The sequence below is a fragment of the Glaciimonas sp. GG7 genome (assembly GCF_052976905.1).
Genome location: NZ_JBRIIQ010000101.1, coordinates 1 through 13,899, shown reverse-complemented (window position 1 = coordinate 13,899; position 13,899 = coordinate 1). Strand labels below are relative to the sequence as shown.

Annotated in this window: 11 protein-coding genes and 2 pseudogenes; 10 read left to right on the top strand and 3 right to left on the bottom strand. The window is 53.4% G+C overall.

Annotated elements, in window-relative coordinates; all coding sequences use genetic code 11:
• Nucleotides 1–233: 233 nt before the first annotated feature.
• From ACVBEF_RS17685 to ACVBEF_RS17645, 9 genes and pseudogenes are all read left to right on the top strand, one after another.
• Nucleotides 234–1,145, top strand: a complete 912-nt coding sequence (locus ACVBEF_RS17685) for a hydroxymethylglutaryl-CoA lyase (protein WP_447125241.1) — start codon at nt 234–236, stop codon at nt 1,143–1,145.
• Between the two features lie 78 nt (nt 1,146–1,223).
• Nucleotides 1,224–1,496 (top strand): hypothetical protein, encoded by a 273-nt coding sequence (locus ACVBEF_RS17680; RefSeq protein WP_447125240.1) that lies wholly within the window; start codon nt 1,224–1,226, stop codon nt 1,494–1,496.
• A gap of 7 nt (nt 1,497–1,503) precedes the next feature.
• On the top strand, nt 1,504–2,004 hold the full coding sequence (locus ACVBEF_RS17675) for a YbaK/EbsC family protein (protein ID WP_447125239.1): 501 nt from the start codon (nt 1,504–1,506) through the stop codon (nt 2,002–2,004).
• A gap of 15 nt (nt 2,005–2,019) precedes the next feature.
• Entirely contained in the window at nt 2,020–2,196 is a 177-nt protein-coding gene (locus ACVBEF_RS17670) for a DUF1289 domain-containing protein (RefSeq protein ID WP_447125238.1), read from the top strand.
• Nucleotides 2,193–3,119, top strand: coding sequence for an MBL fold metallo-hydrolase (locus ACVBEF_RS17665; RefSeq protein ID WP_447125237.1), 927 nt, complete (start codon nt 2,193–2,195; stop codon nt 3,117–3,119). The genes ACVBEF_RS17670 and ACVBEF_RS17665 overlap by 4 nt, the downstream gene beginning before the upstream one ends.
• A 248-nt stretch (nt 3,120–3,367) precedes the next feature.
• Nucleotides 3,368–4,780, top strand: a pseudogene (locus tag ACVBEF_RS17660) (alanine/glycine:cation symporter family protein); the annotation flags it as partial.
• 264 nt (nt 4,781–5,044) lie between these two features.
• Nucleotides 5,045–6,469: pseudogene (locus ACVBEF_RS17655) on the top strand (OprD family outer membrane porin).
• Nucleotides 6,470–6,583: 114 nt separating this feature from the next.
• Nucleotides 6,584–8,188, top strand: coding sequence for an AbgT family transporter (locus tag ACVBEF_RS17650; protein ID WP_447125236.1), 1,605 nt, complete (start codon nt 6,584–6,586; stop codon nt 8,186–8,188).
• Nucleotides 8,189–8,349: 161 nt separating this feature from the next.
• Nucleotides 8,350–9,309, top strand: coding sequence for an NAD(P)H-dependent flavin oxidoreductase (locus ACVBEF_RS17645; RefSeq protein ID WP_447125235.1), 960 nt, complete (start codon nt 8,350–8,352; stop codon nt 9,307–9,309).
• Between the two features lie 72 nt (nt 9,310–9,381).
• Here the strand turns inward: ACVBEF_RS17645 and ACVBEF_RS17640 are convergent, their stop codons facing one another.
• Together ACVBEF_RS17640 and hisC are read right to left on the bottom strand one after the other, a co-directional pair.
• Complete coding sequence (locus ACVBEF_RS17640; protein ID WP_447125234.1) at nt 9,382–10,131, bottom strand: DUF4377 domain-containing protein; 750 nt, start codon at nt 10,129–10,131, stop codon at nt 9,382–9,384.
• Nucleotides 10,132–10,372: 241 nt separating this feature from the next.
• Nucleotides 10,373–11,461, bottom strand: a complete 1,089-nt coding sequence (gene hisC, locus ACVBEF_RS17635; RefSeq protein WP_447125233.1) for a histidinol-phosphate transaminase — start codon at nt 11,459–11,461, stop codon at nt 10,373–10,375.
• A gap of 265 nt (nt 11,462–11,726) precedes the next feature.
• Between hisC and ACVBEF_RS17630 the strand changes: the two genes are divergently transcribed.
• Nucleotides 11,727–12,572, top strand: a complete 846-nt coding sequence (locus ACVBEF_RS17630; RefSeq protein WP_447125232.1) for a mechanosensitive ion channel family protein — start codon at nt 11,727–11,729, stop codon at nt 12,570–12,572.
• Between the two features lie 86 nt (nt 12,573–12,658).
• Here the strand turns inward: ACVBEF_RS17630 and ACVBEF_RS17625 are convergent, their stop codons facing one another.
• Complete coding sequence (locus ACVBEF_RS17625) at nt 12,659–13,720, bottom strand: type II asparaginase (RefSeq protein ID WP_447125242.1); 1,062 nt, start codon at nt 13,718–13,720, stop codon at nt 12,659–12,661.
• Nucleotides 13,721–13,899: the final 179 nt, after the last annotated feature.

Genomic DNA, 13,899 nt, shown 5'->3' with positions numbered 1-13,899 from the left:
TTCTTTTGGCGAAGCAAAAGAAAGTGACCGGCTGTCGGGCCGCCCCCGACAAGCCACAACGGAGTAGCAAACGCGTTCAATACCCGACGGCCGAAATAGCATCAACAGAGTAGCAACCGCATTCAACAACCGACGACCGAAACAGCATCAACGGAGCACAAAACGTGTTCAATAACAAATCGAACAAACCGAACAAACCGAACAAACCGAACAAACCGAACAAGGAGATCCAAATGCCATTCCCATCTAAAGTAAAAATAGTCGAAGTAGGCCCCCGCGACGGCCTGCAAAACGAAAAAGAAATCATCCCCGCCTCAGTCAAGATTGCCTTAATCAATCAACTAACCGCCGCCGGATTCCCCAACATCGAAGCCGCCTCCTTTGTCTCCCCCAAATGGGTCCCCCAAATGGCAACCTCCACCGAGGTCATGGCCGGAATTACAAGAAAACCCGGCGTGATCTACTCAGCACTCGCCCCCAACATGCAAGGCCTGACAGCGGCAATAGCAGCCGGCACGGATGAAATAGTGATATTCGGCTCAGCCTCAGAAGCCTTCTCCCAAAAGAACATCAATTGCTCCATTGCCGAATCCATCGAACGTTTCCGTGAAGTAGCCCACACCGCCAAACAAGCCGGTAAACGCCTGCGCGGCAGCATCAGCTGCGCCTTCGGTTGCCCGTATCAAGGCGAGGTCAGCATCGCCGCCGTGGTTGATGTCCTGCAACGTATGCGCGAACTCGGCTGCGATGAGATCGATATCGCCGACACCATCGGCGTGGCAACTCCCAACAAAGTCAAAGCGGTCATGCAAGCGCTGGTGCAAGAGTTTCCGGTCGCGCGCCTGTCCGGTCATTTCCATGACACCTACGGTCAGGCGCTGGCGAATATCTACGCCAGCCTTGACGTCGGCATTGAGATTTATCATGCGTCCGTAGCTGGCTTGGGTGGTTGCCCGTACGCCAAGGGCGCAACCGGCAACGTGGCGACCGAAGATGTGCTGTATCTGATGCAGGGGCTGGGGATCGAAACCGGGATTGATCTCGATGCCGTTGTTGAAGCCGGGCAATTTATCTCTCACCATCTGGGCCGCAAAGGATCGAGCCGGGCCGGTAATGCGATGGCGGCCAAGCGGGCGGCGATTTAACTGGATGCGCCGATAGAACTGCTTTCAACGCCGGTACTGCGTAGAATGGCGCAATTAATTTAATGGGGTAGCAAAATCATGAAGAAGTCCGGTATGGCAAAGATGCAGGCAATGAAACTGAGCGGCAAGATGAAGCAACCAGGTACCGCCGCCGCTTTCGGTCAGACAGCACCGGTGGTAATGGATCGTCGCGAACAGCGCAAGCTGGATCAGTCCTTGGGTTTGGTGCCGTTTGCGGTCAAGCTCAATAGCGATTTGGTGCTACAGATACAAGCACTGGCGCAAGAGCGCGATTGCGGCGTCAATGAGTTGGTCGCCGAATTGCTGACGCAGGCATTGGCAGCGAAATAATCAGCAAATGGAAAACACATCCCTTCCCGATACCGCCCAACGTGTTGCCAATTTGCTGGCAGAGATGGGGCACGATAAATTGGTGGTGATGCTGCCTGCGACAGGTAAAACCTCTGCCGAGGCGGCGGCTGGCTTGGGATGCAGCGTCGCTGAAATCGCTAAGTCCATCGTCTTCAGACGGCTGAGTGATGATGCTGCTGTGATGGTGGTGGCCAGCGGCAGCAATCGGGTCGATGAGGTGAAGGTTGCCGCCATTGTTGGCGCGTTGGGCAAGGCTGATGCGCGTTTCGTGAAGGAACGCATTGGTTACGCCATCGGCGGGGTGTGTCCGATTGGGCATGTCGGCAAGACGGTGATGCTGATCGATCAGGATTTGTTGGCGCTCGAAAGCGTGTGGGCGGCGGCGGGCCATCCGCATGCCGTGTTCAATGTGACGCCGCAACAACTGGTCGTCATGACGGGCGCACCGGTGGCCGATGTGGCGGTGCGTGTTCCTTTGGGCGTCTGAGCACATAACAATTTGATGACGCCACCTTCCCCCTGTATAAGTTTATGTCGCATGAATAGTGATACGAATCAGTGCGAAGGCTGCGCTCGTACATTGGATGAAATTGCGCTCTGGTCGAGCGCAGACGATGATCAGAAACGCGTGATTTTGGCCGCGATAGCGCGCCGTCAGCAGCAGGGGAGTCAACAATGAGCGACTTGCTGCGCGACTTATGTCCGCCTGGCATGCATATCCTGCAACGCGGTTGGTTGTCGTCGAATAACATTTTGTTTGTCGGCCGTGAACAAACGGCGTTGGTCGATAGCGGTTATCAGACGCACGCGCCGCAAACTGTGGCGCTGGTGGCGCAAGTACTGCAAGGGCGTTCGCTCGATTTATTAGTTAATACCCATTTGCATTCGGACCATTGCGGCGGCAACGCGGCGTTGCAACAAGCCTATCGATGCCGCACGCTAATCCCCGCTGCTGAGGCTGCCAAGGTGCGTGACTGGGATCAAGAGGCGCTCAGTTACGCGGCCACCGGTCAGCAATGCGATCGCTTTGGCTTTGATGCTACTTTGCAAGGCGGCGACGAGATCATGCTGGGCGATGTGACCTGGCAGGCGCTGGCTGCGCCCGGGCACGATCCGCATTCGTTGATTTTTTATTGCCCGCAACACCGGATATTGATTTCTGCTGATGCGCTTTGGGAAAATGGTTTTGGCGTGATTTTTCCTGAACTGGATGGTGAATCCGGATTTGCCGAAGCGCGGGCCACGCTGGACATGATTGCTGAGCTGGACGTGGCCTTGGTGATTCCCGGTCATGGGCGGCCTTTTACCGATGTTGCCAGCGCACTCAAGACGGCTTTCTCACGGCTGACCTATTTGTCGGCCAAGCCGATCCGCAATGCGGAAAACGCACTCAAAGTGTTTTTGAAATTTATTTTGCTGGAACGGCAGCAGCTCAGCCTGCAAGAGGTGACGCAGATCGTCTCTACTATGCCGTTGATGGTGTCTACCAACCAGCGCTATCTACAACTCCCCCCTTCCGAACTAGCCGCATGGCTCATCGCGCAATTAGTGCGCGCTGATGCTGCCCGGCTCGATGGCGATTTATTGCTGAACTGCAACTAAATAGTATTTTATCTGTCAGAAATCCCCGGGAAATAGCAACGACATCTCTGTAAATTCAGCAGGTTTTTCTATTTTTTTAGTTTGTCAGAACAATCCTATTACCAAGCGTTTATATAGGAATGTTTTAACGGCTAAGAGTTGATGCGCCTCATTTTTCACCAATCCGGTGTCTGAGGGAATCAACAGACTTTTGGTCTGAACCCGTAGCTGGCAATACCATCCCGTCATTTTTATCGGAGACAACTTATATGTTTGAAACCCTATTGCACCCTGTCGTCAACTGGATCAACGGCCTTTTATGGGGCTATGTCTTAATTTATGTGCTGCTTAGCGTGGGCGCATTTTTCACGATTCGTTTTGGTTTTATCCAATCGCGGATTTTTCGCTCGAATGTATTTAAGCGTGACCCGGGGCAATCTGCGGATGGGATTACCGGGTTTCAGGCGTTTGCTACCGGTATTGCCAGTCGGGTTGGTACCGGCAATATTGTCGGTGTTGCCGTGGCGCTCACCGTGGGTGGGCCGGGGGCGATTTTCTGGATGTGGGTGGTGGCCTTGCTGGGGATGTCGTCGGCGTTTGTTGAAGCGACGCTGGCGCAAATTTTTAAAGTCCGCAATGACGAGGGCGGCTTTCGTGGCGGGCCGAGTTATTACATCCAGATTGGCTTGCGTTCGCGGGTCTTTGGGATCGTATTTGCGCTCTCGCTGATACTCGCTTTCGGTTTTGTGTTTAATGCGGTGCAGGTCCAATCCATCGCTGAGACGATGGATATTTCTTTCGGCATTCCGCGTCACTGGGTGGGTATTGCGCTGGTGCTATTGACCGCGCCGGTTATTTTCGGCGGGATGAAGCGGGTGGCAAAATTTGCTTCTGTGATCGTTCCGATCATGGCGTTGAGCTATCTTGGCGTGGCCTTGTTTGTGTTGTTGGCAAATATCGGTGAATTGCCAGCGATCCTGAGTTTGATTATCAAAAGTGCCTTTGGTCTTGAGCAAGCCGTGGGCGGTACGGTCGGTTATGCCGTGACGGTGGCGATGATGACGGGGATCAAGCGCGGTCTGTTTTCTAATGAGGCCGGGATGGGGTCTGCACCCAACGCGGCGGCGGCGGCAGTGACATCGCATCCGGTGTCGCAAGGCTTGCTACAAATGATGGGTGTCGTTGTCGATACGATGCTCATTTGTACCGCTACGGCAATGATGATTTTGTTGTCCGGTCAATATATTCCGGGCGGCGAGACGCAGGGCGCAAGTTTGACCCACGCGGCGATTACGGCGCATCTGGGTGACGCTGGCGGACTATTTTTGACGGTGGCGATTTTCTTTTTTGCGTATTCATCGGTGTTGGGAAATTACGCTTACGCAGAAGGTAATGTCCAGTTCATCAGCAAGCATCCGTTGTTGCTGTTGATATTCCGTCTGGCCGTGCTGGGAATGGTGATGTTTGGCGCGACCGGCAGTTTGCCGCTGGTCTGGGCAATGGCGGACACCAGTATGGGTTTAATGGCACTGATTAATTTGGTGGCGATTGTGTTGCTGAGTAAGTACGCCTATGCCGCCTGGCAGGATTATCTGGCGCAGAAGAAGCGCGGCGTTGATGTGCCGGTATTTACGCGCAATACCGTTCCCGAACTGCGCAATATATTGCCGAAGGATGTTTGGTAAGTGTTTTGAGTCAACAAATCAGCCAGCGCCATGCTGGCTGTTTTGTGTGGTGATACATCGCAATAAACAAAGGTCAGAGCAGTCGACCTGGCATCACCATCAAACAAGTTACCGTCCTATATCCGGGTGAGAAATTTAGGTCTTGTCCTATTTTCTCCGGTCCGGGAAGCGCAGATAATATTTTCGTATAGCAACTAGATATACCCTGCCGAATGATTTGCCAGTAGCGGATGGTTCGGATGGGGTGACGAGGAGATTGACATGAATATGCAGCATACGAGGCGTTTAATAACACTGACACCGCTGGTAACAGCAGCTCTCATGTATACCGACAGTCAGGCGGCTGCGGCAGAACATACTCACACAACCAACCGAGCCGAAGCCCACGGCCCGATTGACAACGAGGTGAAGGATCAAACCGAAGCCGAGCTTGCTACGGCAACGGTGACGTCACAGCAATCCGACAGCAAGGGCTTCCTCGCCGACAGTCATTTACAGTTCCTGTTGCGCAGTTATACGGACCATCTTGAAACCAAGGATGCTGCTACGCGCAATGCATCTGTGCTGGGCTCCCAACTCAATTTTGAATCCGGGTTTACCACCGGTCCGATAGGGTTTGGTGCGGATGTCGGACTGTTTAGTGCGTTGAAACTCAATGGCGGCAAAGGTGCCGGCAACATGGTGCATACAGGTTTGAGGGGTAATGGTAGCAATCAGACCGCATGGAACTACTTTGGCCTCTATAGCTTGAAGGCACGGGTTTCAAACAGCGTGTTGAAGCATGGCGTTCAAATTGTTCATAATCCTTTTCTGGAGCCGAACGACAATCGTGCCTTGCCGCCGACTCTGTTGGGGACCTCTCTGACCAGTGCAGAGATTGCCGGTCTTAACTTTGCTACGGGCAGCTTTACCAAGAGTCTGCCACGGGGGCAAACGGAATTGGAATCGTTAAGGACCGCCTATGGCGGTACAGCGTTCAAGCGCTTCAGTTATCTGGGGGGCGATTATCGTTACAGCCCGGACACGACATTGTCGCTGTATGTCAGCCGCGCCGAGAATGTGTGGGATCAGTATTACTCTGCTTTTTCGCACAGCACAGGCGATATCAACGCCATCCGGTGGACCGGCCAATTGCATTATTACGCCACGCGTCATCAAGGAAGCAGCAAGCAGGGTGCCATCAATACCAATGCCTATAGCCTGGCGCTTAACGCTCAGCACCGAGCGCATGCAGTGATGCTGGCGTATCAGAAAATTCAGGGAAAACAGTTCTTCGACTATGTCAGTGACAGCGCAGGGGACTTCCTTAGCAATTCGATGAACGTCGATTTTAATGCTCCCGGCGAGTAGTCGTTGCAGTTGCGGCATACGGTCGACTTCGGTCACTACGGCTTGCCGGGGTTGAAACTCATGAGTTGGGTGGTGCAAGGCTGGGGTGCCGATGCGTCGGCCATGGCCGCTAACTCTGCCGATCCCGCTAGCAGCCCGTATTGGAAAAATGGCCGGGCTGTGCATGGTAAACACTGGGAAGTCGGAGTGGTCCCGACGTATGTCATCCCGCGCGGTCACCTCAAAGGCAGCAGCGTCAGTCTGAAGTTGATGTATCACCGTGCGCCCGCCCATTACTCAGACCCCGGCAATAAGATCGTCAGGCTGGTGATGAATATGCCAGTAAGTATTTTTTAAAAACTGTAGGAAGCCAGACAGAAAGGGCGCGGTGCCTCCAGCGCGCCCTTTCTGTCTGGTGGCCTCGATAGGCAAGTTAACCACCCCCGCATTCGTAGAAATATTGGAGCAAATATGTCGGCATTGACAACCCCAAAAAAAATAGCACCCTCTCAAGATAAGCGCTGGGTGACGCGGTTTTTAAACACGGTTGAAACGTTGGGTAATCTGCTACCGCATCCGATTACGTTGTTTGTGCTGTTGTCGGCTGCGGTGCTTTTATCCTCCGCTGTCGCGGCGTATTTCGGTGTGCAGGTGCCGGACCCCCGACCGCCCGGTGTGGCGGGGCGTGCGGACGATGGCATGATTACGGTCGTCAATCTTCTGAGCGCTACAGGTCTGGCAAAAATTGTCACCCATCTGGTGAGTAACTTTACCAATTTTGTGCCACTGGGGACGGTCCTCGTTGCCATGTTGGGGGTGGGCGTTGCCGAACATTCCGGTCTGTTATCGGCGGCCTTACGCGGCGTCGTCATCGGGGCACCGCGCCGCCTGGTGACACCGGCGATTGTGTTTGCCGGAATTATGTCTAACACTGCTGGCGAACTTGGCTATGTCGTGTTGATTCCACTGGCCGCCATGATTTTTTATTCGCTGGGCCGTCATCCCTTGGCCGGATTGGCAGCAGCCTTCGCTGGCGTCTCCGGTGGTTATAGTGCCAATCTGGCGCTGGGAACCATTGATCCCTTATTGGCGGGTATCACGCAAACCGCAGCGCGTCTGATCGATGTTGACTATGTGGTCGGTGCTGAAATGAATTGGTATTTCATGGCCGTCAGTACCGCCTTGATTACTGTGCTTGGGGCGCTCATCACTGAAAAAATAGTAGAGCCGAAATTGGGGATCTTTATTCCGCCGGAAGACTTTACGGCAGGAGATGAAGCTACCACTGGCAAGCTCACGGCGATGGAGAAAAAAGGCTTGGTCGCAGCCGGCGCTGCTGTCTTATTTTGTACCGGGCTGCTGCTGTGGGCGGTGCTGCCAGAAGGTGCGCCGCTACGCAATGCAAAGACCGGGCTGATTGCACACTCGCCATTTTTGAACGGCATCGTTGCCTTCATTTTTGTTTTCTTTTTGATCCCCGGATTTGTCTACGGCCGCGTCGTTGGCAGTATGAAAAATGATAAAGACATCATCAACGCCATGGCCAAATCCATGAGCGGAATGGGACTCTATATCGTTTTGGTATTTTTCGCCGCACAATTCGTCGCCTTCTTTGGCTGGACGCATTTTGGCTCGGTGATTGCAGTTAAAGGGGCTACAGCTTTGCAGGAGAGCGGCCTTACCGGTCCTGCAATGTTCTTTTTTTTCATCGCCATGTGCGCTTTCATCAACTTGATGATTGGCTCTTCCTCTGCGCAGTGGGCTATTACGGCCCCCATCTTTGTCCCGATGTTGATGCTGATCGGCTACGCGCCAGAGATGGTGCAAGCGGCCTATCGTATTGGCGACTCGGTAACGAATCTGATCACGCCCATGATGAGCTATTTTGGCCTGATCGTCGCCATGGCATCGCGTTATCAAAAGAATCTCGGGTTGGGGACGTTAATCGCCATGATGCTGCCGTACTCGATGATTTTTGCTTTGTGCTGGAGCGTATTTTTCTATCTATGGGTCTTCGTATTCAATATACCGGTCGGGCCGGGAGCGGCGACTTACTATTCTCTGGCGAGTTCGTAGAATGGCAATGGCTTTTTGATAACATCAAAGACCAACGGAATGGTTATTGTCAATGTCAACAATCCTTACCGTTACCGAATACAGAAATATCTGCACGATCGTACTTTTTTATGAGACTTTTCGCCCTATAATCATCTTTTGATTTTATTGAAGAGGTCGCTATGACATTGCCCGTTGTGTTGCAAAACCTGAGCCTTCCCGTTATCGGCTCGCCCATGTTTATCGCCAGTGGCCCCGCGCTGGTTGCGGCGCAGTGTAAGGCTGGCATTGTCGGCGCGTTTCCTGCCCTCAATGCGCGTCCGGCTGCTGAGCTCGATGTCTGGCTGACGAAATTGAAGGCGGAACTGGCAACTTACAAGGCGGAGCATCCCGAGGCCAAAGTCGGCCCCATCGCCGTCAATCAGATCGTCCATCAATCCAATGACCGTCTGGCCCACGATGTCGAAATGTGCGTCAAGCATCAAGTCCCCATCATTATCTCGAGTCTGCGTGCGCCGCCTAAAGAGATGATGGACGCGATCCATAGCTACGGCGGCATCGTTTTGCACGACGTGATTTCGATCCGGCATGCCGAAAAAGCGCTGGAAGCCGGTGTTGATGGCTTGATTCTGGTTGCCTCCGGCGCGGGCGGGCATGCCGGGCCGTTGTCGCCGTTTGCGCTGGTCGGCGAAGTGCGCAGGTTTTACTCCGGCACGATTGCGCTGTCGGGCGCGATTGCTACGGGCGACGCGATTTTGGCGGCGCAAGCAATGGGCGCTGATTTGGCCTACATCGGCTCACGCTGGCTGGCCACTAAAGAGGCCAATGTCGATGAAGCATATCGTCAGGCCATCGTCGAATCGTCAGCCGCCGACGTGATCTATACCAATCTGTTTACCGGTATCCACGGCAATTACCTCAAGAAATCCATCATTCAAGCTGGCTTGGACCCGGACAATTTGCCCGAAGCGGATAAATCAAAAATGAATTTTGGTTCCGGCGGCAGCGGTGCTAAAGCGTGGCGCGATATCTGGGGCGCAGGGCAAGGCGTCGGGTTGATGCACGACGTACCGACCGTGGCTGAGATGGTGGATCGCTTGCAGACGGAATATCAAAAAGCGCGGCGGCGCTTGGCGCTGTGATGATGGAAAACATGCTCGCTTAAACGATCAATACGCAAAAGCCCGGTAAAAATTACCGGGCTTTCTTCTTTTTTACTTCCGATACTTCACCACTTCTTGCTCCACCACCATATCAAGCGTCCACTTGAGTTCGCCAGCGTCGGCTGGTCGATCGGGGAGACGCTCTTCTAATATCCGCAGGCGATACTCAATGCCCGGTTGTGCTGTAAAGCCAACAATCTCGCCAAAACGAAGTTGCCACGGGTCTTTTTTGTCTTCGCGAATTTGGTAACAGTTGGCCTTCATGACGCCGGCATTGCAGGGCGCTTTTTCGGCGGCCACATAGATGAATCGTATTTTGGCTGTGGCACCGACTTTGTCGCGGGCATGGAAGGTCAGGATTTTGCCATCAACGGTGTGCATTTCCAGCACCTTGCCGGTGATGCGGTAGTGATTCACGGCCAGCAGTTTGTCGAGGAAGTCGCCCTCGAACAGCATGGCCGGTTCTGCGCAAGCCATGCGCGTGGTCACCGCTTCAATAATCGTCAATTGACCGGGACCACGCAGTGAGAATGGGGCCGTGAACTGGTTACACCAGGCGCGCCCACTGACGCGTCCCTCGCCTTTTTCGTTGCTGAAATTCAGAATCACCGGTTCGCCATTCTCACCATTTGGAATCACGTGGTTGGGCCAGTTGGTGAGCTCCCAGCGTGAGGATAATAGTTGGATGTCATCGGCAACCGGTTTGTCTTGGGCCGGGCCAGCACAGGCGGCCAACATTGTTGCTGCGGCAACAGCGACTGACAAGCGGCGGGCAAAGGTAAATGGGGAAAAATCAGGCATCAGGACAACTCCAAAGCAGTATTCATGGTGAGCAAACGCAGAGTATTTCTCGGTGATACATTTTATAGCAATGCAGAGCGGCAATAAGAAGGTTCTCTACAGAAACATCTGCCAAATGATGCGTCAGGTAGCTTCTTGACCGATAGCTCGCTATGGGCGCTGCGAATCCAGCAAAATCTGTCCTCGCCCAGCACATTTTTCGCTTCGATTCCGCAAGTCCGACAGGCTGCCAGCCAATATGTTATTCGTTGACGCTACCCTGCAAATGCTTAGGCAACGCATCCAGCAACGCCTGACAATCCTCATTGGACCCCACAGTAATGCGTAAAAATTGCGCAATCCGAGGACTGGTGAAGTGACGCACGATGATGCCGTCGCTGCGTAATCGGGCGGCAATCTGCGCTGCGTCGTGTTGCGGATGGCGGGCAAAAACGAAGTTGGCGGCGGAGGGTAATACTACAAAACCGAGTGCGGAAAGGCCAGCCTCGAGGGTGTCGCGGGTGGCGATGACGGCTAGTCTGGTGTGCTCGAAATGCGCAAGGTCGAGGATGGCGGCGGTGGCACCGGCAATGGCCATGCGGTCTAGCGGATAGGCTTTGAAACTGTTTTTGATGCGTTCTAGCGCAACGATCAAATCCGGGTGGCCGATGGCAAAACCGACGCGTAAGCCTGCTAGCGAGCGGGATTTGGAGAGTGTTTGCACGACTAGCAAATTGGGATAACGACTCACTAAGGGGATGGCGCTGTCGCCGCCGAAGTCGATGTAGGCCTCATCGACAATGATGGTGCTGTCCGGTTGGGCGGCGACTAATCGTTCGATTTCTGACAACGCCAGCAAGCAGCCTGTGGGGGCGTTTGGGTTGGGAAAAATGATGCCGCCGTTTTTGCCTGCGTTGAGATAATCGTCGATCTGAATCGTGAAGTTGTCATCGAGCGGGATCGTTTTATACGCGATCTGATACAGGCTGCAATAGGTGGGATAAAAACTGTAGCTGATGTCCGGGTACAGAATCGGGTCATCGTGTTGCAGCAGCGCCTGAAATGCATGCGCTAAGACTTCATCGGAACCGTTGCCGACAAAGACATGCGCGGGTGTGATGCCGTATTGGGTATTTTGGGCTGCAATGGCGAGCTTGAGCGGTTCTGCGTCTGGATTGGGATACAGTCGCAAAGCATCCGTGGCTTCGCGTTGAATCGCGGCGATGGCCAGTGGCGATGGGCCGTAGGGGTTTTCGTTGGTATTGAGTTTGATCAGGTTGCTGATCTTGGGTTGTTCGCCGGGCGTGTAGGGCGTCAGGCGGTTGACGATGGGACTCCAGTATTTGCTCATGGGGATCATTCAAGTGGGTGGCTGCGGTTAATCCACGCAGTTAATCCAATATAGTAGCAACCCCCGGCACGGTACGCTTGGGTGCTTGCGACCAATTTGCCCGGTTTTATGGTGGTCTGCCGAGGCTACATCTGACATCACTGTTCATCTTGCAACTAAATGGTCGATTTATCACCTAACGTATCTTAAAAACTGTTAATTTCCATGTGTTGCTAACAGATTTATTTAGCCATTATTAATTTGTAACTGAATCAGGAGTACATCATTGAATACCTTTGCCCTCGACCAACTGCATTATCTTTGGACTTTTCTGGCAACGTCCTCCCTGCAATACGCTGTAAAAGCCTTACTGGCAATCCTGATATTAATGTTGGGTTGGTGGTTTTCTGCCAAATTGTCATCTGCATTTGAACGTCTGCTAACGCGCTCCAACGTCGATGCGACCTTGCGACCAGTATTGCGTAACGTCGTGTTGTGGCTCATCCGTCTCATTACCGTGATCGCCGTATTGGGGCAGTTTGGGGTGCAAACCGCCAGCATTATCGCCGTACTCGGCGCGGCCAGTTTGGCAATCGGGCTGGCGTTGCAAGGCACGCTGCAAAACATTGCGGCGGGGATGATGTTGTTGTTTTTGCGACCATTTCAGGTTGGTGAATATATTGAAACCAGCGCTATTGAAGGCACGGTTGATGAAATCGGGCTGTTTGCGACCAAGCTGACCAAGGCCGATGGTTTGTGTCTGTTTGTGCCCAACAATCAATTGTGGAACAGCGCGGTGATTAACTATAGCCGCCACGATAGACGCCGTATGGATCTGCCGATTGGGATTGATTATCAAAATGATCCGGCCATTGCGATTCGTGCATTGACTGAGTTACTTAATGCAGACCCGCGCGTATTGCAGTCGCCAGCCCCGATCGTGGTGGTCAGCGATCATGCCGATAGTGCGGTGATGCTGAAAATACGGCTGTGGGCCAAAACATCGGATTATTGGGCTGTGCGCTGGGATATCAGTCAGCAATTTAAGCCGACTTTGGATGCGATTGGATTTTCAATTCCGTTTCCGGTGCGGGAAGTGCGGCATGAATATAAGGGAAGTCCGCCTTTATAAGGTAGGGTTGGGCAATGTTTATCGGCCTCGAATAATGGTTATTCGAGGCCGATTTTATTTGTTCATTTAGTTGTGTCAGCGAGTAATCAATACGTATAAAACATCCGTTGAATGTCTTTAGTGTCGTTTGTTTTAGTCAACGCCAGCATTAACAAAATACGTGCTTTTTGGGCGTTGAAGGTGTCGGCGACAACGGAGTCCATCTCATCGTCATTGGCTTCACCGTTACGCGCCACGATGCCCTGACCGACACGGCTGGCACGTACGATGATCACGCCTTGTTTGCGTGCGGCAAGCAGCGGCGCTTTCATTTGCGCGGCGATGCTGCCGTCGCCTACTCCAGCGTGAATGATGCCTTTGGCACCGGCTGCGACTTGCGCATCAAGCGCGGCGCTATTCATGTCGGCATAGCCGTAGACGATATCGACCTTGGGTAATACGTCCAGATTGCTGATATCGAATTCGGTCTCGGCTGTGTTTTTGCGGGTGGACTGGCGATAAAAATACGGTTTGCTGCCTTGGATGTAGCCCAGCATGCCAAGTTCGGGGGATTTGAAGGTGTCGGTGGTGGAGGTATTGGTTTTGGTGACTTCGCGCGCGGCATTGATTTGATCGTTCAGGGCGACTAAGACGCCTTTGCCGATGGCTTCTTTGCTACCGGCTAGCAGCACGGCGTTGTATAAATTGATCGGGCCATCGGCTGACAGCGCAGTCGATGGCCGCATCGCGCCTACCAGCACGACCGGCTTGCGGCTTTTGACAGTGAGGTCCAGAAAATAAGCTGTTTCTTCGATGGTATCGGTGCCGTGCGTGATGACGATGCCATCCACATCCGGTTGGGTTAACAAGATATTGACGCGCTTGGCCAGCTTGAGCCAATGGTCCACGGTCATGCTTTCGCTGGCGATCTGGAAGACCTGCTCACCCTTGACGTTGGCGACTTTTTTCAGCTCCGGGACGGCGGCGATCAGTTTGTCGACGCCGACGGTAGCCGATGTATAGCCGACCGTGGTGGTGCTGGTGGCACCTGTTCCGGCAATCGTGCCGCCGGTGGCTAAAATGACGACATTGGGTAGTTTTTGCGGTACATCCTGCGTTTGCGCTGTGGCGTTTGCCAGGGCGCTTGAGAGCAGGAGCGTGCCGAACATCAGGCGCAGGTAAGGCTGAAAACGTGTTTGGAATGGTGGCGTAGTCATATATCCCCGAATAATTATGTTGTTGGTTGTTGTGATGGTTCGCCTGACTAGACGACGAAACCGAGCGCTTGCGCAGTAAATGCCAAGCGTCATTTCGTCCCCGCACTGTAGGGATACTGGCGGCAAAAATC

What these genes read in the sequence shown, in the direction of transcription:
- ACVBEF_RS17645 (WP_447125235.1), top strand. Translation starts at nt 8,350, where the DNA reads ATGACATTGCCCGTTGTGTTGCAAAACCTGAGCCTTCCCGTTATCGGC.
- ACVBEF_RS17665 (WP_447125237.1), top strand. Translation starts at nt 2,193, where the DNA reads ATGAGCGACTTGCTGCGCGACTTATGTCCGCCTGGCATGCATATCCTG.
- ACVBEF_RS17640 (WP_447125234.1), bottom strand. Translation starts at nt 10,131, where the DNA reads ATGCCTGATTTTTCCCCATTTACCTTTGCCCGCCGCTTGTCAGTCGCT.
- ACVBEF_RS17625 (WP_447125242.1), bottom strand. Translation starts at nt 13,720, where the DNA reads ATGTTCGGCACGCTCCTGCTCTCAAGCGCCCTGGCAAACGCCACAGCG.
- ACVBEF_RS17670 (WP_447125238.1), top strand. Translation starts at nt 2,020, where the DNA reads ATGACGCCACCTTCCCCCTGTATAAGTTTATGTCGCATGAATAGTGAT.
- ACVBEF_RS17685 (WP_447125241.1), top strand. Translation starts at nt 234, where the DNA reads ATGCCATTCCCATCTAAAGTAAAAATAGTCGAAGTAGGCCCCCGCGAC.
- hisC (WP_447125233.1), bottom strand. Translation starts at nt 11,461, where the DNA reads ATGAGCAAATACTGGAGTCCCATCGTCAACCGCCTGACGCCCTACACG.
- ACVBEF_RS17680 (WP_447125240.1), top strand. Translation starts at nt 1,224, where the DNA reads ATGAAGAAGTCCGGTATGGCAAAGATGCAGGCAATGAAACTGAGCGGC.
- ACVBEF_RS17650 (WP_447125236.1), top strand. Translation starts at nt 6,584, where the DNA reads ATGTCGGCATTGACAACCCCAAAAAAAATAGCACCCTCTCAAGATAAG.
- ACVBEF_RS17675 (WP_447125239.1), top strand. Translation starts at nt 1,504, where the DNA reads ATGGAAAACACATCCCTTCCCGATACCGCCCAACGTGTTGCCAATTTG.